The 25314-nt window shown below is 63.1% G+C and carries 23 protein-coding genes and 2 tRNA genes; 8 read left to right on the forward strand and 17 right to left on the reverse strand.

What is annotated here, in order from left to right; genetic code table 11:
- Positions 1-95: 95 nt before the first annotated feature.
- The 3 genes from KDB76_RS01540 to KDB76_RS01550 form a co-directional block, all read right to left on the reverse strand.
- Positions 96-1763 carry an FMN-binding glutamate synthase family protein gene (locus KDB76_RS01540; protein WP_013970475.1) on the reverse strand — a complete coding sequence of 556 codons (1668 nt, stop codon included), beginning with the start codon at positions 1761-1763 and terminating at the stop codon, positions 96-98.
- Between the two features lie 115 nt (positions 1764-1878).
- The gene (locus KDB76_RS01545; protein WP_013970476.1) at positions 1879-3267 is read right to left on the reverse strand and encodes an ATP-binding protein; all 1389 of its coding nucleotides are present in this window, start codon (positions 3265-3267) and stop codon (positions 1879-1881) included.
- Position 3268: 1 nt separating this feature from the next.
- On the reverse strand, positions 3269-3988 hold the full coding sequence (locus KDB76_RS01550) for a response regulator (protein ID WP_023661060.1): 720 nt from the start codon (positions 3986-3988) through the stop codon (positions 3269-3271).
- Between the two features lie 140 nt (positions 3989-4128).
- On the opposite strand from KDB76_RS01550, the gene KDB76_RS01555 reads away from it, so the two are divergent.
- Positions 4129-6426 carry a TonB-dependent siderophore receptor gene (locus tag KDB76_RS01555; protein ID WP_023661061.1) on the forward strand — a complete coding sequence of 766 codons (2298 nt, stop codon included), beginning with the start codon at positions 4129-4131 and terminating at the stop codon, positions 6424-6426.
- Positions 6427-6901: 475 nt separating this feature from the next.
- Here KDB76_RS01555 and KDB76_RS01560 read toward each other — a convergent pair whose 3' ends face one another.
- The 3 genes from KDB76_RS01560 to KDB76_RS01570 all read right to left on the reverse strand — a co-directional run bounded on the left by KDB76_RS01560 (position 6902) and on the right by KDB76_RS01570 (position 7683).
- Positions 6902-7108, reverse strand: coding sequence for a DUF3079 domain-containing protein (locus tag KDB76_RS01560; RefSeq protein ID WP_013970481.1), 207 nt, complete (start codon positions 7106-7108; stop codon positions 6902-6904).
- 152 nt (positions 7109-7260) lie between these two features.
- A tRNA-Thr gene (locus tag KDB76_RS01565) sits at positions 7261-7336 on the reverse strand.
- 98 nt (positions 7337-7434) lie between these two features.
- A complete protein-coding gene (locus KDB76_RS01570; RefSeq protein ID WP_003257464.1) occupies positions 7435-7683 on the reverse strand; it encodes a hypothetical protein in 249 nt (82 codons plus the stop codon).
- Positions 7684-8246: 563 nt separating this feature from the next.
- Between KDB76_RS01570 and KDB76_RS01575 the strand changes: the two genes are divergently transcribed.
- Entirely contained in the window at positions 8247-8522 is a 276-nt protein-coding gene (locus tag KDB76_RS01575) for a DUF3077 domain-containing protein (protein ID WP_013970482.1), read from the forward strand.
- A gap of 353 nt (positions 8523-8875) precedes the next feature.
- On the opposite strand, the gene KDB76_RS01580 is transcribed toward KDB76_RS01575, so the two are convergent.
- The 5 genes from KDB76_RS01580 to KDB76_RS01600 all read right to left on the reverse strand — a co-directional run bounded on the left by KDB76_RS01580 (position 8876) and on the right by KDB76_RS01600 (position 13179).
- A complete protein-coding gene (locus KDB76_RS01580; protein WP_024087998.1) occupies positions 8876-10081 on the reverse strand; it encodes a methyltransferase in 1206 nt (401 codons plus the stop codon).
- Positions 10082-10205: 124 nt separating this feature from the next.
- On the reverse strand, positions 10206-10895 hold the full coding sequence (locus tag KDB76_RS01585; protein ID WP_013970484.1) for an ABC transporter permease: 690 nt from the start codon (positions 10893-10895) through the stop codon (positions 10206-10208).
- The gene (locus tag KDB76_RS01590; RefSeq protein ID WP_013970485.1) at positions 10895-11587 is read right to left on the reverse strand and encodes an ABC transporter permease; all 693 of its coding nucleotides are present in this window, start codon (positions 11585-11587) and stop codon (positions 10895-10897) included. Before KDB76_RS01590 ends, KDB76_RS01585 begins: the two co-directional genes overlap by 1 nt.
- A 54-nt stretch (positions 11588-11641) precedes the next feature.
- Entirely contained in the window at positions 11642-12394 is a 753-nt protein-coding gene (locus KDB76_RS01595) for an ABC transporter substrate-binding protein (protein ID WP_013970486.1), read from the reverse strand.
- Between the two features lie 11 nt (positions 12395-12405).
- Positions 12406-13179, reverse strand: coding sequence for an ABC transporter ATP-binding protein (locus KDB76_RS01600; protein ID WP_003257472.1), 774 nt, complete (start codon positions 13177-13179; stop codon positions 12406-12408).
- A gap of 665 nt (positions 13180-13844) precedes the next feature.
- Between KDB76_RS01600 and gabP the strand changes: the two genes are divergently transcribed.
- Positions 13845-15230, forward strand: a complete 1386-nt coding sequence (gabP, locus tag KDB76_RS01605; protein WP_013970487.1) for a GABA permease — start codon at positions 13845-13847, stop codon at positions 15228-15230.
- A 181-nt stretch (positions 15231-15411) separates the two neighbouring features.
- Here the strand turns inward: gabP and KDB76_RS01610 are convergent, their stop codons facing one another.
- The 6 genes from KDB76_RS01610 to KDB76_RS01635 form a co-directional block, all read right to left on the reverse strand.
- Positions 15412-15855, reverse strand: a complete 444-nt coding sequence (locus KDB76_RS01610) for a hypothetical protein (RefSeq protein WP_013970488.1) — start codon at positions 15853-15855, stop codon at positions 15412-15414.
- Between the two features lie 57 nt (positions 15856-15912).
- A complete protein-coding gene (ppk2, locus tag KDB76_RS01615) occupies positions 15913-16893 on the reverse strand; it encodes a polyphosphate kinase 2 (protein ID WP_013970489.1) in 981 nt (326 codons plus the stop codon).
- 207 nt (positions 16894-17100) lie between these two features.
- Positions 17101-17176: transfer RNA gene (locus KDB76_RS01620), tRNA-Phe, on the reverse strand.
- Between the two features lie 90 nt (positions 17177-17266).
- Complete coding sequence (locus KDB76_RS01625) at positions 17267-17539, reverse strand: oxidative damage protection protein (RefSeq protein ID WP_003257478.1); 273 nt, start codon at positions 17537-17539, stop codon at positions 17267-17269.
- Positions 17536-18603, reverse strand: a complete 1068-nt coding sequence (mutY, locus tag KDB76_RS01630) for an A/G-specific adenine glycosylase (RefSeq protein ID WP_013970490.1) — start codon at positions 18601-18603, stop codon at positions 17536-17538. Before mutY ends, KDB76_RS01625 begins: the two co-directional genes overlap by 4 nt.
- Complete coding sequence (locus KDB76_RS01635) at positions 18600-20846, reverse strand: AsmA family protein (RefSeq protein WP_023661917.1); 2247 nt, start codon at positions 20844-20846, stop codon at positions 18600-18602. The genes mutY and KDB76_RS01635 overlap by 4 nt, the downstream gene beginning before the upstream one ends.
- Positions 20847-21151: 305 nt before the next feature.
- On the opposite strand from KDB76_RS01635, the gene KDB76_RS01640 reads away from it, so the two are divergent.
- From KDB76_RS01640 to hisA, 5 genes are all read left to right on the forward strand, one after another.
- On the forward strand, positions 21152-22813 hold the full coding sequence (locus tag KDB76_RS01640) for an OFA family MFS transporter (protein WP_013970492.1): 1662 nt from the start codon (positions 21152-21154) through the stop codon (positions 22811-22813).
- Between the two features lie 238 nt (positions 22814-23051).
- Positions 23052-23645, forward strand: a complete 594-nt coding sequence (gene hisB, locus KDB76_RS01645; protein WP_003255736.1) for an imidazoleglycerol-phosphate dehydratase HisB — start codon at positions 23052-23054, stop codon at positions 23643-23645.
- The gene (gene hisH, locus KDB76_RS01650; RefSeq protein WP_013970493.1) at positions 23646-24284 is read left to right on the forward strand and encodes an imidazole glycerol phosphate synthase subunit HisH; all 639 of its coding nucleotides are present in this window, start codon (positions 23646-23648) and stop codon (positions 24282-24284) included.
- Positions 24285-24545 (forward strand): DUF2164 domain-containing protein, encoded by a 261-nt coding sequence (locus KDB76_RS01655; protein ID WP_003257483.1) that lies wholly within the window; start codon positions 24285-24287, stop codon positions 24543-24545. It begins immediately after the preceding gene.
- A 27-nt stretch (positions 24546-24572) separates the two neighbouring features.
- Positions 24573-25310, forward strand: coding sequence for a 1-(5-phosphoribosyl)-5-[(5-phosphoribosylamino)methylideneamino]imidazole-4-carboxamide isomerase (hisA, locus tag KDB76_RS01660; RefSeq protein ID WP_003257484.1), 738 nt, complete (start codon positions 24573-24575; stop codon positions 25308-25310).
- Positions 25311-25314: the final 4 nt, after the last annotated feature.

Genomic DNA, 25314 nt, shown 5'->3' on the forward strand with positions numbered 1-25314 from the left:
CTGCTTTGCAGCCCATCGCGACACAAGGCCGCTCCCACACGATTCTGTAGGAGCGGCCTTGTGTCGCGAAAGGGCCGCAAAGCGGCCCCCGGCTTTCACGCCGTCTCCACCACTTCCCTGCGCCGCACCCCAGCAACCTTCACCTCTCCCTCCCCAGTCTCCGGCGCAAAGCTGTCACTACGCGCCATCCGCCACATCCGCGCATAAAACTCGCTTTCAATCGAGCCACTGAGCAATTCGCCCGGCTTGAGGAACGTGTGCAGGTCCGAGAACAGCCCGATTTCGCTAGGGCTGATACGCCGCGCCAGGTGCTTGGGCTTGAGCTCCGAAGGGTGTTCCAGGCCCGCGGCAGCCAACATTTCGGCCAACGTATGCAGCGTGTTGCGGTGGAAGCTGGCCACCCGCTCGGCCTTGTCCGGCACCACCAGGGCGCGCTGGCGCAGCGGGTCTTGCGTGGCCACCCCGGTCGGGCATTTGTTGGTATGGCAGCTCTGCGACTGGATGCAGCCAATGGCGAACATGAAGCCGCGCGCGGAGTTGACCCAGTCCGCCCCGATGGCCAGCACGCTGGCGATGTCGAAGGCGCTGACGATCTTGCCTGCCGCGCCAATGCGGATACTGGCGCGCAGGTTCAGGCCGACCAGGGTGTTGTGCACGAACATCAGGCCCTCGCGCATCGGCACGCCCATGTTGTCGCTGAACTCGCGTGGCGCCGCACCGGTGCCGCCCTCCTTGCCATCGACGACGATGAAGTCCGGAGTGATGCCAGTGGCCAGCATGGCCTTGGCAATGCCCATGAACTCCCAAGGGTGGCCCAGGCAGAATTTGAACCCCACCGGCTTGCCGCCCGACAGCTCGCGCAGGCTGGCCACGAACTGCAGCAACTCGACTGGCGTGCGGAAGGCACTGTGCGCCGCTGGCGAGATGCAATCTTCGCCCACGCGCACGCCACGGGTTGCGGCAATTTCGGGGCTGACCTTGTGCCCCGGCAGGATGCCACCGTGGCCCGGCTTGGCGCCCTGGCTGAGCTTGATCTCGATCATCTTCACCTGCGGCGAGCGCGCCTGCTCGGCGAATCGCTGCGGGTCGAAGCGGCCGTCCTCGGTGCGGCAGCCGAAGTAGCCACTGCCGATTTCCCAGATCAGGTCACCGCCATGTTCGCGGTGGTACGGGCTGATGCTGCCTTCGCCGGTGTCATGGGCAAAACGGCCCATGCGTGCACCGCGGTTCAGGGCAGCGATGGCGTTGGCGCTGAGGGCGCCGAAGCTCATGGCCGAGATGTTGAAGATAGATGCCGAATAGGGCAGGCGGCATTGCGGCCCGCCAATGGCGATGCGGAACGATGCCGGGTCTGGCGTGGCCACTGGCAGCATGGAATGGCTGATGAACTCGAAGCCGGGCTTGTAGGCATCGTTGAGGGTGCCGAAGGCCTTCTCGGCGCTTTCGTTCTTGGCCCGGGCGTAGACCAGCGAACGCTGCGAGCGGGAGAACGGCAGCTTGTCGTCGTCGCCCTCGATCAGGTACTGGCGGATTTCCGGGCGGATGGTTTCGATCAGGTAGCGGATGTTGCCCAGGATCGGGTAGTTGCGGCGCACGGCGTGGTGGCTTTGCCGCAGGTCGTTCAGGCCGACCAGGCTGAGCAGCGTGGTAATCAGTGTCAACGGCCACAACCAGGCATGCTGGGGTAGCAGCGGCAGGCTGGCGAAGGTGAACAGCAGGCAGAGGGCGAGGCAGGCGTAGCGGCTGGGTAGAGAGTGTTTCATGGGTCCATCGCAGGCAGGATGACCGGGCATAGGATAGGCAAAGGCGGGGAGGGGAAAACCTGGGTAATCGGTAAAAGACTGTTACCTGATCGCGTATTTCCAGGCTCATGCGCTCCTACAGGGGGGCGCGTAAAGGCTGATTGGGTAGCAACACGCTGACCCGCAACCCACCCCCCTCGCGGTTCGCCAACAGCAACTCGCCCCCATGGCTGGCAGCAATCCGCTGGGCGATGCTCAACCCCAGCCCATACCCCCCGGACGCCTGATTGCGCGACCCGTCACCGCGCACGAACGGGTCGATGATGGTCGCCAGCAGGCCCGGCGCAATCCCCGGGCCGCGGTCATCGATATGGATGAACACCCCCGTGGTCGCCTGCTCCAGCGTGACCGAAACCTCCTTGGCATAACGCAACGCATTGACCAGCAGGTTCTGCAGGCAGCGCTGCAGCAGCAGGGCATCGGCCTGCAGGCTGCCCGCCTGGCCATGCACCGGCAGTGGCTCTTCGGCAGTGGCCAGCTCCGCGCACTGGCGCACCACCAGCCGGTCCAGGTCTACCTGTTGCAAGTTCTGCTGCTCCCCCGCGCGCAGGTAATCGAGCACCTGGCCGATCATGTTGTCCATCTGCGCGATGTTCTGCCGCAGGCGTTGCCGGTTTTCGTCGTCCGGCAAGCGCTCCAGGCGCAGGCGCATGCGCGTCAGCGGGGTGCGCAGGTCGTGGGACACGGCGGCCAGAAAGTAGGCCTTGTCGTTGACCATCGCGATCAGCCGCTGCTGCATGGCGTTGAAGGCTTGGGCCGCCTGGCGCACTTCCTCCGGGCCATCCAGCGCCAAGGGCGGCTGCTCGAGGTTGCTACCCAGGCCGCGCGCGGCATCGGCCAGGCGCCGAAGCGGGCGCAGGCACAGGCGCACGGCTATCAGGCACACCAGCAATACCGCGACGATGCGCAGCGCGTACACCCGCAACAGGTAATCGCTGATCAGCACCCAGGCCGACTCGCCGCTCCAGCCTTGCAGTTCCTGGCCCTCGATGGTCAGCCAGTGCCCATCGGCCAACGGCACCGCAAACTGCAGATGCGCCTGGGCCGTGCGCAGGCCGAACAGGCTGCGCCAGACGATCGGCTGGCCCTGTTCGTCGGTCAACTGCACCTTCATCAGGCGCACGTCCTGGGCATGCCCCAACTCGTACTCGAGGGCCTGGTGCAGCAACAGCTCGACACGCCTGCGCCCGCGGCGCTCGTCCTGCACCGGCGTGGGCAGGGCTTCGCTGCACCGCAGTTGGTAATGGGCTGGCGCCTGCAGTGCACCGGCACGGCAGTCGGCCTGGGCGATCAACGGAGCGCTGCGTGCGGCAATCAGCCGGACAGGGGCCTCGAGAACCTGGGCAAAACGCACATCGAACCAGATGCTGCTGGACATCAACTGGATCAGCACGGTGCCGCTGACCATTATCAGCAGCAACTGGCCGAACAACGTGCGTGGCCACAGCCGGCGCAGCCAGCGCATGTCAGGCATCGGCCCCGTTGGCGGCGATGCTCAGCAAATAGCCTTCGTTGCGGATGGTGAGAATTTGCGCGGCACCCGCCGGCGCGTGGCGCAGGTGCTGGCGCAGGCGGCTGACGCACATGTCCACCGAACGGTCGTCGGGCAGGTGGTCGCGGCCGAACGCACTGCGCGTCAGCTGGTCGCGGGACACCACGCGGTTGTTGGCTTCCAGCAGCTCGCGTAGTACGCGGTAGTCGGAGCGGGGCAGGGTCAGGGTCTCGCCATCGGGGCGGGTGAGCAGGCGTTTCACGTGTTCCAGGCGGAAGCCGGCGAACAGCTGGGCATCTTCTACCGGCTCTACGGCGGGCGCATCCAGGCGTTGCGGACGACGCAGCACGGCCTTGATCCGGGCGATCAGCTCGCGTGGCTCGAAGGGCTTGGCCAGGTAGTCATCGGCACCCACCTCCAGACCGATGATGCGGTCCAGCGTGCTGCCCTTGGCCGACAGCATGATCACCGCCAGCCCCGGCGTGGCTTGAAGCTGGCGGCACAGGCTCAGGCCATCTTCGCCCGGCAGCATCAGGTCCAGCACCACCAGCTCAACCTTGTGCCGGGCCAGATGCTCGCGCATCTGCTCGCCGTCAGCCGCTGCCAGCACGTTATAGCCGGCATCTGTCAGGTAATCACATAGAAGTTCGCGGATCTCGTCGTCATCGTCGACAACAAGCAAAGTTGTGCTCATGCAGAAAAACACCTGTTCGGTTAGGGCTGGTAGCGCTCGTTACGTTCGATTACATCCCCGTACAAGCCGGGTCTGGAGCCCGGGGGGCCGATCCCTAGAATCCTAACAAAAAATCATCTGCAAATACGAAGCCTTCCCAAATGAACTCCGAGAGCACCCCGAACGCCTTCCCCTCCATCAGCCGAGGCGGCACGCGCCTCAAACCGCTGGCCCTGTTCATTGCCGTGGCCGTCAGCGGTGGCGCGATGGCTGCCGACAGCAAGCCCCTGGAACTGGAGGCCACGCAGATCGAAGACAGCGCCCTGCTGCCTGCCGACGAAGCTGGTCAGCTGGGTTACACCGTCGAAAGCACCCGCAGCTCCACCGGCCTGGCCCTGACGCCGCGCCAGACGCCGCAGTCGGTCACCACCATTACCCGCCAGCAAATGGATGACCGCGACATCCACACCATCGAGCAAGCGCTGGAAACCACCCCAGGCGTGACCGCGAGCAAGTCCGAAGTGGGCGGGCGTACCGACTACCGTGCCCGTGGTTACTCGATCAGCAACTGGAAGGTCGATGGCCTGCAGTTCCAGGGCGGGTCCGATTTCAGTGGCGGCGGCAACGCACTGAACATGGACCTGTACGAGCGCATCGACATCGTGCGCGGCGCCAACGGCCTGCTGGGCGGTACCGGCGACCCGTCGGCCACCGTCAACCTGATCCGCAAGGCACCGACCAGGACGTTCGGCGGTAGCGCCTATGCCACCTACGGCAGCTGGGACAAGCGCCGCCTGGGCGCCGACCTTAACCTGCCGCTGTCCGAAGACGGTCGCCTGCGTTCGCGCTTCGTGATGACCCAGCAGGACGCCAACTCATTCCGCGACAACCAGTCCGAGCGCTCCCGCGCAGCGCTGGCCAACTTCGAGTTCGACCTGGACGACGCCACCACTCTCGGTGCCGGCTACCAGTACGAGTACAACAAGATTGTCGGCGGTGGCTGGGGTGCGAACATCCCGATCTGGTACAGCGATGGCAGCAAGACCGACCTGCCGCGCAGCACCAACGTGGTACCCAGCTGGAGCTTTGGCGAGTACACCACCCGCACCGCGTTCGGCTCGCTGGAACACCGCTTCGACAACGACTGGACGCTGGACCTGAAAGCCACCCAGAGCACCGCCGAAACCCTAAACCACCGCGGCCTGGCCAAGGTCAACTCGGCGGGCCGTGGCAGCTACGGTGGCTACTGGGACCAGGATGGCAGCGGTGCCGTGCTCAACGGCCTGCACAGCTCCACCGACACCACCCAACAGTCGGCGCAGATCGACCTGTCCGGCCCGTTCCAGCTGTTCGGCCGTACCCACCAGGCGATGGTTGGCTACAACGACAGCCGCACCGTGGCCTGGTCGCCGGAATACACCTGCACCATGGTTGGCGACGGCATGGCCAGTGCGCCTGCGCTGGGTTGCCAGTTCCGCGCCAACAACGGCTTCCCGCTGACCGACTGGCGCAATGGTGTGGATGACGACTACAACATCATCGCCTCGCGCACCGGCCGCCACAGCAAGACCACCACCCGCCTGCAGGGCATGTACGCGGCAACCCGCCTGAGCATCACCGACCCACTGTCGGTCATCCTCGGTGTGCGCACCAGCAACTACTCGGCCACCACCCGCAGCGTGGCTGGCGCACGTACCAGCCAGGAAGAGAACGGCATCGTCACCCCGTACCTGGGCGCCGTGTACGACCTCAACGACAACTACTCGCTGTACGCCAGCTACACCGACATCTTCACCCCGCAAACCGCCGAAACCAGCAGCGGCAGCAAGGTTGAGCCGATTCGCGGGCAAAGCTACGAGACGGGTATCAAGGGAGAGTGGTTCGATGGCCGCCTGAACGCCTCGGCGGCGTACTTCCGCACCAAGCAGGAAAACAAGGCAGTGCTCGACGGCGACCTGACCACCCCGACCGGTGGCGACGCCTACAAGGCCGGTTCCGGCCAGGAAACCGACGGTATCGACCTGGAAATCGCCGGCGCCCTGACCCCCAGCTGGAACGTGTACGCCGGCTACACCTACCTGCACTTCCGCCGCCTCGACAGCGACGGCCGCAGCGACCCATCGCACCTGTTCAAGGCTTCGACCACCTACCGCCTTTCCGGCCCGCTCGACCGCCTGACCCTGGGTGCCGGGGTTACTGCGCAGAGCAACATCCGCGCAATCTCCAGCCCGGCGGGCCAGCCGAGCAATGGTGTGAGCACCGGTGCCACTGACGTGAATTGGTCCGGTTATGCCATCTGGAATGCCATGGCCAAGTACCAGCTGACCGACGACACCAGCGTCAGCCTTAACGCCAATAACCTGTTCGACAAGCACTACTACACCCGCTACGGGTTCTATGCCGGGGCGATTTATGGTGACCCACGCAACCTGTCGCTGACGGTCAGCACAGCGTTCTGATCAACCGCACCTGGGGCTGCTGCGCAGCCCATCGCCGGCAAGCCGGGCTCCCACAGGTACAGCGCACACCTTGAGCCCGGCGCTCCCCATTGGTAGCAACTGCCTTGCTCAATTTCTAACAGGTGGCGCGATCCTTGTGGGAGCGGGCGTGCCCGCGAACACGGGCGAAGCCCGTGCCATCCACCGCAGCACCTCATTCGCTGGGTCGGCGCCAGGCTCAAACCATGCGCTGTACCTGTGGTAGATGGCCCAGCCCTTTGGGCTGCGCTGTCGTGAAGATAACTGAAATTGCAAGCAATCCGCGTACCCTGTGGGAGCGGCTTTAGCCGCGAAGAATCCAACGCGGTGTATGGCACCGGCTGCGCCGGTGTTCGCGGCTAAAGCCGCTCCCACAGGGCCCCCGCTAATTCAATGAGTTATGTGCAGTTCTATGAGAGCCTGGCTTGCCGGCTATGGGCCGCAAAGCTGCCCTATTTCACCTAGGGCCAGTCTCTTGCTGGCAATCAACCGGCTTCTCCAGCCGGTCCTCGAAACTGTCCCAGTCCTCGCCAAACAGTTCCACCGGGTGCATGGTCCGACTCGACCCATTGCCACAGGCCAATGCCTTGGCCGGGCAGTACAGGTCGCAGCCCCAGCAGATGCGCTCCGGGTGGCTGGGGGTTTTGGGGAATTTCTTGGCCATGGTTTCCTTCCCTCAAGGGCTGACTGATCTCAGGCTAAGCTGCGTGCCGGCGTTAGGCTTGATTGAGATCAATCTTGGAGGAAGGGGTCATGCAGAGCGTGCTGGAAACAAAAAAGGCCCACCTTTCGGTGAGCCTTTTTTGATACTGCGTATGGTGCCGGCACCAGGAATCGAACCCGGGACCTACTGATTACAAGTCAGTTGCTCTACCATCTGAGCTATACCGGCAATGGGGCGTCATTATAACGATCGGTTGGCGCCTGTAAACCACTTCGTTGCGAATGTTCGCAAATGACCTAAGTCACCGACCTGAAAGAAGAATTTTCCTACCAGCCGCGATGGATGGTGGTGACGCTCGGCTCGGTTTTGCCCGGGTTGAAGAACAGCTTGTCGTTGTCGCAGCCGCGCTTGCGGCAGGGGCTTTCGGTGCGCAGGGGCAGGCCGTTGTCGCCGCCGAGCTGCATGCCGGGGTGGTTCCAGCCCAGGCTGCTGGTGGGGTGGGGAGCGGTGCCGCTGGCGCAGGCGGTCAGGGCCAGGGTGAGGGTCAGCAGGGCGAGGGGCTTGGCTTGGGTCACGATGGTCGGGTCCGTTAGTCCATTGTCGGCTCTGGCGCAACGCCAGAAGGTCGCGGGGCTGGCGGGCAGCGCGCGACGTCACTTTTTAATCATTTGGGGGGCGGATGATACACCGTTGCGGTGGTCAGGCATTAGCTTTGTGTTGCTTGTGATGGCCTATTCGCGGGCTTGCCCGCTCCCACAGGATCTCCACAAGCCTTGAAACTGTGTAGTACTTGTGGGAGCGGGCGCGCCCGCGAATAGGCCATCAGCTGTACGAAGATTCTGAACTTTAGGGCTAACAGCTTCAGGGGTTGGTGGCTTCGGAACTATCCTACGCGCGCCGCCGAAGTATCGCTGTTGTCGGGGAAATGGCTCACGGATACCGTTTTCGGGTCGCTCTGGCGACCGGGTGTGAGAACCCTGATCGAATAAGCGCTACCCATTTATGGTGGCCGTACGCGGGCAGACTTCGGTCTGGCCGGGCTTCCTTATTCGACCGGTTTCTCACCCCGCGAACGGCTGCCACCCAAATCCGTGAGAAAGATTTCTGGCAGTCCCCTCCCCGAGTAAGGATTTATGCCATGAAGAAAACCATCATCGAACCCATCACTACCGCAGGCGTGGAAACCTTCCTCGCAGCCGGTAACCCATCCCTCAATCTGCTACGCGTCGAGCCTGGTGTCCCCGTCGATGCTGCCTATGAGCATGTCTCGATCCTGATGGGCTACATCAAGCATCTGGTGCGCGAAGGGGATATGGAGGATGACCATAAATTCCTGGGCGCCGCCGATTATCTGTGCGACATGGCCAAGGCGCTGATGAACGATATCGAGATTGCCAAGAACAAGGCGCATTGAAAGGTGTGGGAGTGGGCACCGCGTTGCATGGCACGGGCTTCGCCCGTGTTCGCGGGCACGCCCGCTCCCACAGGAATCGCGTAAACCTGCCGGTTTTTGAGCGAGAAAAAAAGAGCCTACAAAGGCCGTGCAAACAATGCTTGCGCCAACCATAAGAAATGTTTATGCACAAGTGGCATCGGCGACTTGCGCGAAAGGCATGCCGGATCGATACACCGCCGGTCTTTGCGCAAACGCCTGTTTTTACTGGCCTTGACGCGCAAGCCGGAATAAGCCAAACGCTTGAAATAGCGCTTGGATCCAACAGGTAATCACAAGCTTGTTCACAGAGTTATCCACAGGTTGTGCTGCGGCTAACGGTCGCGTTCGGCAAGGATTAGCAGGTTGCGCGGGGTGAGTGGGTAGTCGCAGAACAAGCCAAGGCGCACGTTGTAGCCTTGTTCTTCGAGGAACAGGGCCCGATCGAGAACCAGCCACAGCTCCAGCGGCCGGCGGAACAGGTTGCGCACGCGCTCCAGGTTGCGGACCTCGGCCAGGCGTTGCCAGCCGGCGGCTTCCAAGGCTGCCCAGTCCGGGTTGCCAGTCAGCTGCAATTGCTTGAGTTCGGCCAGGTCGCGGCAGTACTGCTCGAAGGGCTTCTCCAGCCAGGCCACGGGTAGCGACGGTGTCGGCAGGTACTCGTCGGTCTGGCGCTGCTGGCGTTGCAGCAGGTCGAAGCCCAGGCGCCGGGCCATCGAGGTGTCGCGCTGGCGCCGCACGCGGGCGCCGGCGGTAACGGTTTCGCTCAAGGGCAGGCCAAGGTCATCCAGTGACAACCGCAGGCTGGAGGCTTGGGCGGCTGTGGATAACGCCTGGTAATGCTGCGCCGCGATGCGGTTGTAGCAGCAGGGGGCCACGGCCAGTTGTCGGCAACCTTGCTGGCTGGCCAGTTGCATCAGGCGCACATGCAGGTCGCCACAGGCGTGCAGGGCAACCACGCTTTTGTCGCCAGCCAGGTGGCGGGCGCTGTCGTTGGCCATCACATCCTGGTGCACATGCTGCGCCGGCAAGTGGTGGTGCGTGCTCAGGGCCTGGCCGGCGGCGACCAGTTCGGCATCGTATTCCAGGCAGGTCAGGTGTTGGCCGGGTTGCAGCAGGCGGCGGCCCAGGTGGCCTTTGCCGGAGCACCAGTCCAGCCAGTGACGGGGCTGTTCGCGGAAGGCCAGGTGGCTGGCGAAGGCTTCGATCTGCTGCCATTTGCGGCCCGGGACGGCTACGTCGAGGCGATGCGCGGCGGGGGGCAGGTCGGTTGCCGGGAGGTTGCCGAGTGCCGAAAGCTGTCGGGCTTGCTGGGCCAGTTGCGGGAACGGGGCGGGCAACCGGGCAGCGGTGGTGTCGGTTTCGGCGTCTTCCAGGGAGCATTGGCGCAGGTGGGCGGCAAGCTCGGGGTGGGCGGTTTCCCAAGCCAGCTTCAGGCTGGTGAAGGGGCGGGGTTTCCACAGTTGCTGGTGCTCGATCAGGAACTGGTCGAGGGCCTGGAAGCGGGTGCTTAGGTGGGGGCTGTGGAGGTGGTTGGGCATGGGATGTGTGTTGGTTTTGAGGGCCTCTTCGCGGGTGAACCCGCTCCCACAGGTATAGTGCACAGCTTGAGGGCTGTGGGGTCCCTGTGGGAGCGGGTTCACCCGCGAAGCAGTCAGTGAGGTCTCAGCGGCCCTGGCACGCATCCACGCGCAACCAGCGCTCCAGCAGCTTGAAGCCCTGCACCAGCACGAACGAGATCACCAGGTAGAACACCCCGGCGGCAAAGAAGATCTCTACCGGCAGGTAGGTGCGGGCGATGATGGTACGGGCCATACCAGTCAGTTCCAGCAGGGTCACGGTACTGGCCAGGGCGCTGGCCTTGAGCATCAGGATCACTTCGTTGCTGTACGCCGGCAGGCCGATGCGCGCGGCGCGTGGCAGCATGATGTAGAACAGCGTCTTGCCTCGCGACATGCCCAGCGCCCGCGCCGCCTCGATCTCACCCTTGGGGATCGACTGCAGCGCGCCGCGCAGGATCTCGGCGATGTAGGCAGCAGTGTGCAGGGTCATGGTCAGCACGGTGCACCAGAACGGGTCGCGCAGGTACGGCCATAGCGAACTCGAACGCACCATGTCGAACTGCGCCAGGCCGTAGTAGACCAGAAACAGCTGCACCAGCAGCGGCGTGCCACGGAAGAAGAAGATGTAGCCGAACGGCACCGCGCGCACATACCAATGGCGCGAGGAGCGGGCGATGCCCAGCGGGATGGCCAGGACCAACCCGGCAACCACCGCGATGGCTACCAGCTCCAGGGTCAGGGTCGCACCCTGGGCCAGGCGTGGCAGCCATTTGATGATGACTTCCCAATTCATTATTCGGCCCTCGCAAAGCCGCGAGCGGCGCGTTTTTCCATGAAGTGCATACCGGTCATGGCAATGATGGTCAGGCTCAGGTAGATGCAGGCCGCGACCATGTAGAAGGTGAACGGCTCTTTGGTCACGGTCACGCCGATTTGTGCGTGGCGCATGATTTCTTCCAGGCCGATTACCGATACCAGGGCAGTGTCCTTCATCAGGATCATGAACAGGTTGCCAAGGCCGGGCAGGGCGATGCGCCACATCTGCGGCAGGATGATCCGCGACAGGATGCGGCCTTTGGACAGGCCAAGCGCCAGGCCGGCTTCACGGTGGCCCTTGGGGATTGCCAGGATGGCGCCACGGAACACTTCGGTGGCGTAGGCGCCGAAGCACAGGCCCAGGGCGATCACGCCCGCAGCGAAGGCGCTGAGCTCCAGGCCTGGCATGTTCAGGGCTTCACCGAGGGCGTTCATCAAGCCGACGGTGCCGAAATAGATAAGCAGTACCCACAGCAGTTCGGGCACGCCGCGAACCAGGGTCGAATAGAAGCCACCAAGCCATTGCAGCGGCTTGATTGCGGAAGTCTTGGCCAGGGCGCCGAGCAGGCCCAGGACCAGGCCCAGCAGCAAGGCGCAAAGCGCCAGTTTTACGGTCATCAGGGTGCCGGCCATCATGGCCGGACCGAATCCGTGCAGGTCGATATTCATGGGCAGGTCATTCTAGGGACTGGCGCGCCGCAAGGGCGCGCCGGTCGGGGCGGATCATTCGATGCTGAACGGGAAGTACTTGTCGTTGATCTTCTTGTACGTGCCGTCGGCCTTGATTTCTGCCAGGGCCTTGTTCAGGTCGTCGCGCAGCTTGGTGTCACCCTTGCGCACGGCAATGCCGATCTTGTCGCTGTCCATCACTGGCTCGCCCTTGAACTCGAAGTTCGAGCCGTCTTTGCTCTTCAGCCACTCGTACTGCACGTACTTGTCGGCCAGGATGCCGTCGATGCGGCCGGAAACCAGGTCGAGGTAGGCGTTTTCCTGGGTGTCGTAGAGTTTGATCTCGACATCCGGGTAGTTGTCTTCAAGGTAGGTGCCAGCCAAGGTTGCGCGCTGGGTGCCAATGACCTTGCCCTTCAGCGAAGGTTTGTCAGTCTTGAAGTCGACGTTTTTCGGCGCGATGAACTGCAGCTTGTTGGAGTAGTACGGCTCGGTGAAGTCCACGGCCTGCTTGCGCTCGTCGGTGATCGACAGCGACGACACCAGGAAGTCGAACTTCTTGGCGTTCAGGGCCGGGATGATGCCGTCCCAGTCGGAGGTGACGACCGAGCACTCGACTTTCATCTTGGCGCACAGGGCGTCGCCGATGTCTTTGTCGAAGCCGACCACGTTACCGCTGGCATCCTTGTTGTTGAACGGTGGGTAGGCGGCTTCGATACCCATGCGCAGTTTTTCTGCGGCCAGGGCGTTGGCCGACATCACCAGCGTGGCAGCAGCTGCCAGGAGGAACTTCTTGTAAGTGTGCATGTATTGCTCCGTTAGCGGTGGCTGGACATGAATTGCTTGCAACGCGCCGAGGTCGGGTTCTCGAAGACCTGCTGCGGCGATCCCTGCTCTTCGACCAGGCCCTGGTGCAGGAAGACGACTTCACTGGACACATGGCGGGCAAAGCTCATCTCGTGCGTCACCAGCAGCATGGTACGGCCTTCTTCGGCCAATGCGCGGATAACGTTTAGCACTTCCTGGACCATTTCCGGATCGAGCGCCGAAGTTGGCTCGTCGAACAGGATGACCTTGGGCTTCATGGCCAGGGTACGGGCAATGGCGGCGCGCTGCTGCTGGCCACCGGAAAGCTGGGCGGGGTAGCTGTGACGCTTGTCGTAGATGCCCACCTTGTTCAACAGGGCTTCGGCGGCTTCGATGGCCTCGGCCTTGCTCTGGCCGAGCACGCGGCGTGGCGCCTCGATGATGTTGTCGAGGATCGACATGTGCGGCCACAGGTTGAAGTTCTGGAAGACGAAACCGATCTCGCTGCGCAGGCGGTTGATCTGGCGGTTGTCGGCGGCGACCAGGTCGCCGTTCTTGGCGGCCTTGAGCTTGAGGGCTTCACCGGCAACCAGGATTTCGCCCTGGTGCGGGTTTTCGAGCAGGTTGATGCAGCGCAGCAGGGTGGACTTGCCGGAGCCGGACGACCCCAGGATGGAGATCACGTCACCGTCGCGTGCGGTCAGCGAAATGCCCTTGAGAATTTCCTGCTCGCCGTAGCGTTTGTGCAGATTGCGGATTTCCAGCGCGGGCGTGGCCTGAGCCATGTGCGGTCCTCATGTGTACGGGTGCGTTCCCAGCTGTTGGCGGCCTTCCTGGCGTGCGCCACGCTAGCATAGCGGCATTATCACGGCCAACAGGGTCGCTGGGGACTCGGGGCGCTGGTGGGGCAGTTTGTCGCATCGTTGCAGCGCAACGTCGCGCGGATGTCCGCGAAGGTGTCGCCCAGCACCAGAGCCTTGATGAAAAAAGGCGCGATGGTGCCAGCTTTGGCCCGCTCATGGAAGCGGTTTTAGACCTTTCGCGGGCACGCCCGCTCCCACAGGTTCTTTAAAAGGGCTCAAATGGTTGCACCTGACCTGTGGGAGCGGGCATGCCCGCGAACGGGGGCGGCCAGGTCTTCAGGTTGTACCTCTAGGTTGCACTTTTTTGCATTGCAGCGGTGCACAGGTGTTACCGGGGAGCACCTTTGGTGCGTTTGTAAGTGGGTATTTCAGTAATCCGATGATTTGATGGTCTTTCGGTCAGCCGTTGGCCGAAAGCCCTCCAAACCGCATGCTAAAAGGGATACCGACTTTTCTGACGAATGTATTCAGCACATGGCGCGCTTATTGCCAGTAGGAAACCGCCGATTGCAGCGACGCCCAGGTCAACCCCAGGCGCGCTCCGTAACCGCAGTCGGAGTGGTCCACTCCTTACAAAGGTAGTTTCAATGAGCGGTAACAATTCCAATGACCTCGCTCAGGGGCTCAAACAACGGCATGTGACCATGCTGTCCATCGCTGGCGTCATCGGTGCCGGCCTTTTCGTTGGCTCCGGCCACGCCATTGCTGCTGCCGGCCCTGCCGTGCTGCTGGCTTACGCTGCCGCCGGTACGCTGGTCGTGCTGGTCATGCGCATGCTGGGTGAAATGGCTGTCGCCTCGCCTGACACCGGTTCGTTCTCTACCTATGCCGACCGCGCCATCGGGCGCTGGGCCGGTTTCACCATTGGCTGGCTGTACTGGTGGTTCTGGGTACTGGTAATTCCGCTGGAGGCCAACGCCGCCGCGGCCATCCTGCATGCCTGGTTCCCTGCGGTCGACCTGTGGGCGTTCTCCCTGGTCATCACCTTGGCGCTGACCCTGACCAACCTGTGCAGCGTGAAGAACTACGGCGAGTTCGAGTTCTGGTTCGCTCTGCTGAAGGTGCTGGCGATCATCGGCTTCATCGCTGTGGGTTGTGCTGCCTTGTTCGGCTTTGTGCCGAGCAGCCAGGTAAGCGGTGCCAGCCACCTGTTCGACACCCAGGGCTTCATGCCTAACGGCCTGGGCGCGGTGCTGGCAGCCATGCTGACCACCATGTTCTCGTTCATGGGTACCGAAATCGTTACCATCGCCGCTGCCGAGTCGAAGGACCCGGGCAAGCAGATCAGCCGCGCCACCAACTCGGTGATCTGGCGTATCTGCCTGTTCTACCTGGTGTCGATCTTCCTGGTCGTGGCCCTGGTGCCGTGGAACGACCCGGCCCTGGCCGAGACCGGTTCCTACCAGACCGTGCTGAGCCGCATCGGCGTGCCGAATGCCAAGCTGATCGTCGACATCGTCGTGCTGATCGCCGTGACCAGCTGCCTGAACTCGGCGCTGTACACCTCGTCGCGCATGCTGTTCTCGCTGAGCAAGCGTGGTGACGCTCCGGCCATTGCCCAGCGCACCACCAAGTCGGCTACCCCGCATGTGGCGGTTCTGCTGTCCACTGCAGCGGCGTTCCTCTGTGTGTTCGCCAACTTCGTGGCCCCGGCCCAGGTGTTCGAGTTCCTGCTGGCCAGCTCTGGTGCCATTGCGCTGCTGGTGTACCTGGTGATTGCCGTATCGCAGCTGCGCATGCGCGCCCAGCGTGAGGCCCGCGGCGAGAAGATCACCTTCAAGATGTGGCTGTTCCCGGGCCTTACCTGGGCGACCATTGCCTTCATCATTGCCATTCTGGTGGTAATGGCGCTGCGTGAGGACCACCGCGCCGAAATCATCGCGACCGCGCTGCTGAGCATTGGTGTGGTGGCGGCTGGCTTGCTGGTGCACCGCAAGCGTGAAGCTGCCGGGCGGGTGGCGCTGGATAACTGATCCGCGCTGGCTGAAATGAAAAGGCCGCGCCCTGTGAAGGGCGCGGCCTTTTTTGTTGCCTGTTCCGGCCCTTTCGCGGGCTTGCCCGCTCCCACAGGGACGGCATTGCCTTTGGGCCTGGGGTGTACCTGTAAGGAGGCGGCTTGCCGGCGATAGGGCCCGGTCAGGCTACACAGCCCTGTCAGCCAAATTGCTTCTGCTGCTGTTGCTGCTTGGCAACCAGCTCCGAAGCCGCCACGTAGGCGGCCTGGAACTCATCGCTCTCCAGCCAGGCCATGGTGGCTTCTTCGTCGGCCCCATCCAGCCATTTGCGGTAGGCGTTGAACACCAGCACGATGTAATCGGTGGCGTGTTCTTCCTTGTGTCCCTTGAGCACAAGGGCCAGCAGCGGATCTACCAGGAACACCGAAATCATCGGTACCAGGCCGCCTTCCTGGGCTTCCTTCATCTTCTTGAATAGCGGGTCGTAGCTGCCCGACTCCATGGCCTTGTTGTACACCTGCTCGATGCTGGCGCTGTCGCCAGCACTGGCCTTGACCGCCTGGCCGCTGCGTACCATGCGGTTCTGCTTGGCCTTGCTGGCGGCGCGCTTGGCGCGTTTCTGTTGCTTGGTTGGGGTGGCCATGGTGAATCCTTGGTGGGGCGGAAATTGCGCGTATTGAAGCGCAGCAGGCACGCCGATTCAACAGGCCTGCGGCTCTGCCTCATCTTCCTCGAAGCCGCGGGACGCTCGCCCGACCAGTAGCGCATCCGGCGCATGCGCCACGCTGCGGTCCTTGCCCGGGTAGTCCAGCGAATGCAGGAAGTGCCGGATGCAATTGATCCGCGCACGCTTCTTGTCATCGGACTTGATCACCGTCCAAGGTGCATCGGCCGTGTCGGTATGGAAGAACATCGCCTCCTTGGCTGCGGTGTAGTCCTCCCACTTGTCCAGCGACTTGATGTCGATGGGGGACAGCTTCCAGTGTTTGAGCGGGTCGTCCCGGCGCGAGATGAAGCGGCGCAGCTGCTCTTCGCGGTTCACCGAGAACCAGTACTTGAACAACAGGATGCCGCTGTTGCACAGCATGCGCTCCAGCTCCGGCGCCTGGCGCATGAACTCCAGGTACTGCAGTGGCGAGCAGAAATCCATCACCTTCTCGACGCCGGCGCGGTTGTACCAGGAGCGGTCGAAGAACACCATTTCACCTGCCGTGGGCAGATGCTGGATGTAGCGCTGGAAGTACCACTGTCCTTTTTCCTGCTCGGAAGGCTTTTCCAGGGCCACGATGCGCGCGCCGCGTGGGTTGAGGTGCTCCATGAACCGCTTGATGGTGCCGCCCTTGCCTGCGGCATCGCGCCCTTCGAACAGGATCACCACGCGCTGGCCGGTTTCCTTCACCCAGCTCTGTACCTTCAGCAACTCGATCTGCAGCGCATGCTTGGCCTTCTCGTAGTCCTGGCGACGCATGCGGGTGCGGTACGGGTAGCTGGTGGGCAAGCGGGCCGAAGTGCTGTCTTCGTTGCTGCCCTTGGGGGCGGTGGCGACTTCCAGTGCAGCAGGTTGCTGGCTGATGCTGGTGATCGTCGGCTCCGGCTTGCGCTGGCGTGGGCGACGCGTGCGGGCTGGGGTGATGGCGGGCTCGCTGGGGGCGGGGAGCAGGAGGGGGGATTCTTCGCTCATGGAGGTCCTTGCGGGTCGAGTCGGATGTCCGTCTTCGATTGTGAAGGTGAGCGAGTGATAGCTATTTGATGTCTATCAATGAGACGTGAGGGGATTTGAGGATTGAAGCTGTTGGATTATGAAAATTCACAGACAACAAAAAACCCGCACTAGGCGGGTTTCTTGTTGTCGCTTCGGGTAACTTTGCAACCACCAGAAGCTTGAAGGTGGTGCCCAGAGACGGAGTCGAACCGCCGACACGAGGATTTTCAATCCTCTGCTCTACCGACTGAGCTATCTGGGCGACGAGGTGAATTAAATAGACTTTCAGACCGCTCGTCAACGACTTTTTGAAAAAATTTTAAATTAATTCCGTCGCTTACGTTCCGTGGGGTCATTCCGAGGGTGGAACGTAGCCTTCCGCCTGGGCGTATTCTTCGCCGGCGAAAAACTTGTCCATCTCGCCCTGGAGGAATTTGCGGTCCTCGGCGTTCATCATGTTCAGGCGCTTTTCGTTGATCAGCATGGTCTGGTGCTTCTGCCAGTCAGCCCAGGCTTTCTGCGAGATGTGTTCGAAGATGTCCTGGCCCTTGGCGCCGGGGTAGGGCGGGCGCTCCAGGCCTGGCAGTTCTTCTTTGTACTTGCGGCACATCACGGTGCGGGTCATCGGGCGTCTCCTGCAATCAGTTCGTCGGCCGCGCGTTTGAGCAGCTTTTTCACCGGGGCGGCGAGGCCCAGGCGCGGCGGGGTGGCGAGGTTATACCAGAGCCAGTCGGCCTCGGCCACGTGCTGGCCGACCGGGTCGACGCGCACCAGCCAGGGCTCGATCGCCAGCTGGAAGTGGCTGAAGGTATGGGTCAGGCCGTCCATGGCGCGGCTGTCAGCCAGGCGCAGGCCGTGCTGGTAGGCCAGGTCGTCGAGTTGGGCAATGTCGTCCAGTTCCGGCAGGCTCCACAAACCACCCCATAGGCCGCTGGACGGACGGCGGTAAAGCAGGATGGCGCCTTCGTGGTTGGCCAGCAGCGGCATCAGCGTGCGGCGCTGCGGCAGTGCCTTGCGCGGCTTGGGCTCGGGGTAGCGGGTTTCTTCACCGTGCAGGTGCGCTTCGCAGCCGCGCTGCAGCGGGCAGATCAGGCAGCTGGGCTTGCTGCGGGTGCACAGCGTGGCACCCATGTCCATCATCGCCTGGGTGTAGTGGTTGGCGCGCTGCTGTGGGGTAAAGCGTTCGGCCGTGGCCCACAGCTGGTTGGCCACCTTGGGTTCGCCGGGGTAGCCGGCCTGGGCGGTGTAGCGGGCCAGCACGCGCTTGACGTTGCCGTCGAGGATCGGTGCGCGGATGCCCATGCTGATACTGGCGATGGCGCCGGCGGTGGAGCGGCCGATGCCAGGCAGCTCGGTGAGCTGCTCGACACTGCGCGGGAATTCGCCGCCATGCTGTTCGACCACGATCTTCGCGGCCTTTTGCAGGTTGCGTGCCCGGGTGTAGTAGCCCAGGCCCGTCCACAGGTGCAGCACCTCGTCCTCCGGCGCTTCGGCCAGGGCCTGCACGGTCGGCAGGGCCTGCATGAAGCGGTCGAAGTAGTTGAGCACGGTGCTGACCTGGGTCTGCTGCAACATGATTTCCGACACCCACACCCGGTACGGGTTGATGCCCTGTTGCCAGGGCAGGTCGTGCCGACCGTGTTCGTCATACCAATCCAGCACAGCGCTGGAGAACTGCTCGGGGCTCATCGCTTGAACAGCCCCTTGAGCGCGTCTTTCAATTCTGGGCTCACTTTGTCTCCGAGTTTTTCATCGATCTTGTCTTGCAGACGGTTGCCGGCCACCTTGGCGGCAACCTTGCCCAGGCCGTCCTGGTCCAGGCGGCAGGCTTTGGCGCCCAGCTCCAGCGGGCCGCGGCAACGCAGCGGTATTTCGACACCGACATACCGTTCGTTGACCTGGCAGGCCGGGTCCGGCATGGCGCGCTGGTCGCCTTCGACGACCACGCCAACGTTGTAGTCCATGCCCAGTACACGCAGGTCGAGGTCACCATGGCCATTGACGGTAAGGCCCGGAATTCGTGCCTTGAGGTCCGGGTTGCTGGCAACGCCATTGCGTACTACCAGGCTGCCACGCAGTTCCTGGAACGGGGTGTCCTTGCCACGCGGCTCGCCGCTGAGCGACTTGCGGTTCAGCGTGGCGATGGCCTTGCACAGTTGCTGTTCCAAGTTGGCATTGACCAGCACGCCATCGTTGATGACGAAGTTGGCGTTGCCGTTGAGGGTGTCGACCAGGGTCTTCTGGCTGTTGCCGGTGGCGGTCAGGTCGCTGGTCAGGGTTAGCAGGCCTTTGACCGGTGGCGTCTGTTCCTTGCCCTCGGTCTTGATGAAGTGTTCGACCGGCACCCGCTGGATGCTGGTGTTGACGCCCAGTTGCGGCACGGCAGGGCGCACGTCGACGGTGCCCTTGGCCTCGAAGGTGCCGTTGTACAGTTCACCGCGCAGGGTTTGCAGGGTCAGCAGGCCGCCCTGGCCGATGGCCTTGAGCTGGGCGTCTTCGATCGGCAGTTTGTCCAGGGTCAGCGAGCCGAAGGCCAGGTCGGCCTGTAGGTCGAGGGCGCGCAGGCGATCGACCGGCAGCAGCTTGTCGTCGCTCCAGGCGACCTGGGTCGGGGCATTGGGGAGCGGCGTGGTGCCAGGGCCGGCGACCGCAGTGGTTTCCTGTTGCTTGACCTCGGCCTGACGCGCGGCGGTGGCGCCCTTGGCCTCTTCACTCTTGGCCGGCAGGTAGCGGTCGGCGTTGAAGGTGTCGCCCTTGAGCTGCAGGCGCAGGGCCTGTTTGGCGAAGTCTTCGACGGCCACGCGGCCAGTGAAGGTGCTGTCGTCCAGCTTCACCGCCAGGTCTTCCAGGGCCAGGCTGTTCGGCGTGCCCTGCAGGCGGGTGACCAGTTCCAGCTTGGCGAAGGCCGCCGGGTCGTTGGTGGCCGGCAGCGGGCGGCCGATGCTGTCGAGGAAGGTGCGCAGGTCGAACTGGGCGATGGACAGGCCGCCGCTCAGCTGCGGTGCCTTGTCCAGGTCTCGCAGGTTCAGCTCGCCCAGGGCGCGCAGCTGGTTGGCCGAGACTTTCAGGCCGTTCCACGAGGCGACATTGGCGGCCAGGTCGACCAGCAATTGGCCTTGGGCGGCGAAGGTCACGGTCTTGCCGCCGGTGGGCTCACCCGAGGTTTCGCCCGACAGGCGCATGTCTTCGAAGTTGTAGCGCTTGAGCTTGCGGTCGAAGCGCAGCTCGCCGGCCAGTTCGGTGCGGGCCTTGATGTTCGGCTGGCTGGCGCTGAGGAAGGCGCTGGCCTTGAGCGGAATGTTCGCCCCTTCGTGGACTGGGCCGGTGCTCAGCTGGATGCTTTCGGCGCTGTAGCTCTGGCCGGTCTTGGCATCGGTGTACTGTACGCGGGCGTTGTTCACGGTCAGGCTGTCGATGTCAAGCTTGACGGCGCGTTCGTTGCTGGCGACCGGTGCCGACGCCTGTTCGGCCGGTGCCTGGGCTGGAGCACTGGCCTGCCCATCGGCACTGGCGCCGTTCTGCGCGGGCAGCGGTTTACCGATGTCTTCCCAGTTGCCATGGCCCTGTTCGTCACGGGCCAGGGTCAGGTTCAGGCCCTCGACGCGCACGTCGCTCATCTGCACTTCGCGGCGCAGCAGTGGCAGCACACGTACAGAAAGCCCCAGCATCTGCAGGTCGGCGAACGGCTCCTTGGGTTTGTTCAAGGTGGCGATGCTCGCATCGTGCAACTCCAGGCCCAGCCACGGGAACAGGCTCCAGCCAATGTCACCGTTGAGGGTCAGCTCGACGTGAGCCTTGTCACGTGCCAGCTGGCGAATCTCGTCTTTGTAGTCGTTGGGATCGAAGAGGTGGGTCAGGGCGAAGCCCAGCGCCACGATGATCAGCAGCAACCCGAGAAGCCCAAGTCCCAGGATTTTGCCGAACGCTTTCATGGGCGAGTCCTTGTAGTCCGTTTTTGAAATTCAAGCGCCAGAGTATAGCGCCGCAGTGGTTACCCCTGCGTATTCGACTAGAGATACGGGGCATTTCCTACGCGTACAACAGATGGTACGGCTTTCGACAGCCATGATTTTGTCAGTTCCGAATGTGTGGCCTGTACTGGCCCTATCGCCGGTATAGGCAACATGACCGTTTCAGCCGAGCAAAAATTAACGATATCAGATTGCTTTCACGCTACTTGATGCTGCTACCCTTGCGCCGCTTTGCCTGCACCCTCCCTATAAGAAGGATCTGATCCATGAGCAGTACCGTCGCGGCGGGGACCTTGGCCAGTGCGCCAAGCTTCCTGTCGAAGGAGCGCATCATCGCCCGTCCGGGCTTCAACCGCTGGCTGGTCCCACCGGCCGCCCTTGCCATCCATCTGTGCATCGGCATGGCCTATGGCTTCTCGGTGTTCTGGCTGCCGCTGTCGCAAGCCCTAGGCATCACCGCCCCGGTCGCCTGCGCGGCGGACATGGGCTTCATGGCCCGCATGTTCAGCGCCGAATGCGATTGGCCGATTTCCATGCTGAGCTGGATCTACACCCTCTTCTTCGTCTTCCTCGGTTGCTCGGCGGCCGTGCTGGGTGGTTGGCTGGAACACGCCGGCCCGCGCAAGGCCGGCCTGGTGTCGGCGCTGTGCTGGTGCGGTGGCATGCTGATTTCGGCGATTGGCGTGAAAACCCATCAGTTGTGGCTGATGTGGCTGGGTTCCGGCGTAATTGGGGGTATCGGCCTGGGCCTGGGCTACATCTCGCCGGTGTCGACCCTGATCAAGTGGTTCCCGGACAAGCGCGGCATGGCCACCGGCATGGCGATCATGGGCTTCGGTGGCGGGGCCATGGTCGGTGCTCCGCTGGCCACCGCGCTGATGGGCCATTTCGGCAATGCGCAAGAAGTGGGCGTGTGGCAGAGCTTCGTCGTCATGGCGGCGATCTACTTCGTGTTCATGACCGCTGGTGCCCTGGCGTATCGCGTACCGCCAACCGGCTGGAAGCCCGAAGGCTGGAGCGCCCCAGTGAAGAAAGCTGGCAACACCATGGTCACCGACCGCCACGTTCACGTCAGCGTGGCCTGGAAGACCCCGCAGTTCGCGCTGATCTGGCTGGTGCTGTGCCTGAACGTGTCGGCGGGTATCGGCATCCTCGGCATGGCTTCGCCGTTGCTGCAGGAAGTGTTCGCCGGCAAGCTGCTGGGCAACGGGCTGAGCTTCAGCGAGCTGAACAGCGCCCAGTTGGCGCAGATTGCCGCGATCGCCGCCGGCTTCACCGGCCTGCTGAGCCTGTTCAACATCGGCGGGCGGTTCTTCTGGGCGTCGTTCTCGGACTACATTGGCCGCAAGAACACCTATTTCGCCTTCTTTGCCTTGGGCGTGGGCTTGTACAGCCTGGTGCCGAACATGGGGCACCTGGGTAACGTGGCGCTGTTCGTGGCGGCGTTCTGCATCATCCTGTCGATGTACGGTGGTGGTTTTGCCACGGTACCGGCCTACCTGGCCGACCTCTTCGGTACGCAGATGGTCGGCGCAATTCATGGCCGCCTGCTGACTGCCTGGGCGGCGGCGGGGGTGCTGGGGCCGGTGCTTATCACCTACCTGCGCGAGTACCAATTGGCGGCCGGGGTGGAGCGTGCGGCTGCTTATGACATGACCCTGTACATCCTCGCCGGCCTGCTGGTGCTGGGCTTTGTCTGCAACATGCTGGTACGACCGGTGGCCGACAAGCACTTCATGAGCGATGCCGAACTGGCTGCCGAGCGGGCTTTGAGCCATGACAAGGGCGCCGACGGGGCGCGCTCGCTGGAGTGGAAGGCGGCGCCGGGTAGCCTGCCGCTGGTACTGCTGGCCTGGGCTGTGGTGGTCGTGCCGTTGGCCTGGGGCGTTTGGATTACCTTGCAGAAGACGGCTGTGCTGTTCCATTGATTGGGGGCGCTTTGCGCCCCATCGCGACACAAGGCCGCTCCTACAGGCGACCCCTGTAGGAGCGGCCTTGTGTCGCGATGGGCTGCAAAGCAGCCCCAAGCCATGCGGTTGTATAGACCTGTAACGGTATCCAGCCTGCGTAATTCCTCGTTTTGCCATATGTCATCCGCGTTTCAAGCCGGCGCGTTCTAGGCCTATAATGAAGCCCTTTTCGCCTAATGATTTTGCGGAGCTGGTGATGGTCGAACGTAAGGCTTCCGTCGAGCGCAATACCCTGGAAACCCAGGTCAAGTGCTCGATCAACCTCGATGGCAGTGGCAAGGCCCGATTCGATATCGGTGTGCCTTTCCTTGAACACATGCTGGACCAGATTGCCCGCCATGGGCTGATCGATCTGGATATCGAGTGCAAGGGTGACACGCATATCGACGATCACCATACCGTCGAAGACGTCGGCATCACCTTGGGCATGGCATTTGCCCAGGCCATCGGTGACAAGAAGGGCATCTTCCGCTACGGCCACGCCTATGTGCCGCTGGACGAAGCGCTGTCGCGCGTGGTCATCGACTTCTCCGGTCGCCCGGGCCTGCAGATGCATGTGCCGTACACCCGCGCCAGCGTCGGTGGCTTCGATGTCGACCTGTTCCAGGAGTTCTTCCAGGGCTTCGTCAACCACGCCCTGGTGACCCTGCACATCGACAACCTGCGTGGCCACAACACCCACCACCAGATCGAGACCGTGTTCAAGGCTTTCGGCCGCGCCCTGCGCATGGCCATTACCCTCGACGAGCGCATGGCCGGGCAGATGCCTTCCACCAAAGGGTGCCTGTAAATGCAGACGGTAGCCGTAATCGACTATGGCATGGGGAACCTGCATTCGGTGGCCAAGGCGCTCGAGCATGTAGGTGCCGGCAAGGTGCTGGTCACCAGTGATGCCACGGTCATCCGCGAAGCCGACCGCGTGGTATTCCCGGGCGTGGGCGCGATTCGCGACTGTATGGCAGAAATCCGCCGCCTGGGCTTCGACAGCCTGGTGCGTGAAGTCAGCCAGGACCGCCCGTTCCTCGGCATCTGCGTGGGTATGCAGGCACTGCTCGACCACAGCGAAGAAAACGACGGTGTCGACTGTATCGGCCTGTTCCCCGGCCAGGTTCGCTTCTTCGGCAAAGACCTGCAGGAAGACGGCGAGCACCTGAAGGTGCCGCACATGGGCTGGAACGAAGTCGGCCAGACCAACGACCACCCGCTGTGGCACGACATCCCCGACCGTGCGCGGTTCTACTTCGTGCATAGCTATTACATCAATGCAGGCAAGCCGGCCCAGGTGGTCGGTCGCGGCCATTACGGTGTCGATTTCGCCGCTGCACTGGCCGATGGCTCGCGCTTTGCCGTGCAGTTCCACCCGGAGAAGAGCCATACCCATGGCCTGCAGCTGCTGCAGAACTTCGTCGCCTGGGACGGGCGCTGGTAAATGAGCAGGTCGAAGACCAAGGCCCCGGTCATCACCCTGGCCCCCGAGCAGGAGCGCGAAGCGCTGCACACGCTCAAGCGCTTCCTCGAAGACCGTTTCGAGCTGGAGCTGGGGTCGTTCGAAGTGGCCGAAGTCCTCGAACTGTTCAGCAAAGAAATTGCACCCCTTTACTACAACAGGGCGATTGCCGATGTTCAGCTGCACCTCAAGGAGCGGTTCGAGAGCATCGAAAGCGATCTGTGGGCGCTCGAGAAGCCCTGAAACCCCAAGAACAGACAGGTTCCCAAGATGCTGATTATCCCCGCTATCGATCTGAAGGACGGTGCCTGCGTGCGCCTGCGCCAGGGCCGCATGGAAGACTCCACGGTATTTTCCGACGACCCTGTGAGCATGGCCGCCAAGTGGGTCGAGGGTGGCTGCCGCCGCCTGCACCTGGTCGACCTCAACGGCGCCTTCGAAGGCCAGCCGGTCAACGGTGAAGTGGTCACCGCCATTGCCAAGCGCTACCCGACCCTGCCGATCCAGATCGGTGGTGGCATCCGCTCGCTGGAAACCATCGAGCACTACGTCAAGGCTGGCGTCAGCTACGTGATCATCGGCACCAAGGCGGTCAAGCAGCCGGAGTTCGTCGCCGAAGCGTGCAAGGCCTTCCCGGGCAAGGTCATCGTTGGCCTGGACGCCAAGGACGGCTTCGTCGCCACCGACGGCTGGGCTGAAGTGAGCTCGGTGCAGGTCATCGACCTGGCCAAGCGTTTCGAGGCCGATGGCGTCTCGGCGATCGTCTACACCGACATCGCCAAGGACGGCATGATGCAGGGCTGCAACGTGCCGTTCACCAAGGCGCTGGCAGAAGCTACCTCGATCCCGGTGATCGCCTCGGGCGGCATCCACAATCTGGGCGACATCAAGGCCCTGCTGGACGCCAAGGCCCCGGGCATCATCGGCGCCATCACCGGCCGTGCCATCTACGAAGGCACCCTCGATGTCGCCGAGGCCCAGGCCTTCTGCGACAACTACCAAGGCTGAGGAC

Source organism: Pseudomonas sp. JS425 (assembly GCF_018223845.1).
Lineage (GTDB): Bacteria > Pseudomonadota > Gammaproteobacteria > Pseudomonadales > Pseudomonadaceae > Aquipseudomonas > Aquipseudomonas asiatica.

Bases quoted from the DNA above. Each gene is read 5' to 3' on its own strand.
- hisH (WP_013970493.1), top strand. From the start codon at position 23,646: ATGCAGACGGTAGCCGTAATCGACTATGGCATGGGGAACCTGCATTCG.
- KDB76_RS01635 (WP_023661917.1), bottom strand. From the start codon at position 20,846: ATGAAAGCGTTCGGCAAAATCCTGGGACTTGGGCTTCTCGGGTTGCTG.
- KDB76_RS01640 (WP_013970492.1), top strand. From the start codon at position 21,152: ATGAGCAGTACCGTCGCGGCGGGGACCTTGGCCAGTGCGCCAAGCTTC.
- KDB76_RS01595 (WP_013970486.1), bottom strand. From the start codon at position 12,394: ATGCACACTTACAAGAAGTTCCTCCTGGCAGCTGCTGCCACGCTGGTG.
- KDB76_RS01655 (WP_003257483.1), top strand. From the start codon at position 24,285: ATGAGCAGGTCGAAGACCAAGGCCCCGGTCATCACCCTGGCCCCCGAG.
- KDB76_RS01625 (WP_003257478.1), bottom strand. From the start codon at position 17,539: ATGACCCGCACCGTGATGTGCCGCAAGTACAAAGAAGAACTGCCAGGC.
- ppk2 (WP_013970489.1), bottom strand. From the start codon at position 16,893: ATGAGCGAAGAATCCCCCCTCCTGCTCCCCGCCCCCAGCGAGCCCGCC.
- gabP (WP_013970487.1), top strand. From the start codon at position 13,845: ATGAGCGGTAACAATTCCAATGACCTCGCTCAGGGGCTCAAACAACGG.
- KDB76_RS01545 (WP_013970476.1), bottom strand. From the start codon at position 3,267: ATGCGCTGGCTGCGCCGGCTGTGGCCACGCACGTTGTTCGGCCAGTTG.
- KDB76_RS01585 (WP_013970484.1), bottom strand. From the start codon at position 10,895: ATGAATTGGGAAGTCATCATCAAATGGCTGCCACGCCTGGCCCAGGGT.
- KDB76_RS01555 (WP_023661061.1), top strand. From the start codon at position 4,129: ATGAACTCCGAGAGCACCCCGAACGCCTTCCCCTCCATCAGCCGAGGC.
- KDB76_RS01550 (WP_023661060.1), bottom strand. From the start codon at position 3,988: ATGAGCACAACTTTGCTTGTTGTCGACGATGACGACGAGATCCGCGAA.
- hisB (WP_003255736.1), top strand. From the start codon at position 23,052: ATGGTCGAACGTAAGGCTTCCGTCGAGCGCAATACCCTGGAAACCCAG.
- hisA (WP_003257484.1), top strand. From the start codon at position 24,573: ATGCTGATTATCCCCGCTATCGATCTGAAGGACGGTGCCTGCGTGCGC.
- KDB76_RS01610 (WP_013970488.1), bottom strand. From the start codon at position 15,855: ATGGCCACCCCAACCAAGCAACAGAAACGCGCCAAGCGCGCCGCCAGC.
- KDB76_RS01590 (WP_013970485.1), bottom strand. From the start codon at position 11,587: ATGAATATCGACCTGCACGGATTCGGTCCGGCCATGATGGCCGGCACC.
- KDB76_RS01580 (WP_024087998.1), bottom strand. From the start codon at position 10,081: ATGCCCAACCACCTCCACAGCCCCCACCTAAGCACCCGCTTCCAGGCC.
- KDB76_RS01560 (WP_013970481.1), bottom strand. From the start codon at position 7,108: ATGGCCAAGAAATTCCCCAAAACCCCCAGCCACCCGGAGCGCATCTGC.
- KDB76_RS01600 (WP_003257472.1), bottom strand. From the start codon at position 13,179: ATGGCTCAGGCCACGCCCGCGCTGGAAATCCGCAATCTGCACAAACGC.
- mutY (WP_013970490.1), bottom strand. From the start codon at position 18,603: ATGAGCCCCGAGCAGTTCTCCAGCGCTGTGCTGGATTGGTATGACGAA.
- KDB76_RS01575 (WP_013970482.1), top strand. From the start codon at position 8,247: ATGAAGAAAACCATCATCGAACCCATCACTACCGCAGGCGTGGAAACC.
- KDB76_RS01540 (WP_013970475.1), bottom strand. From the start codon at position 1,763: ATGAAACACTCTCTACCCAGCCGCTACGCCTGCCTCGCCCTCTGCCTG.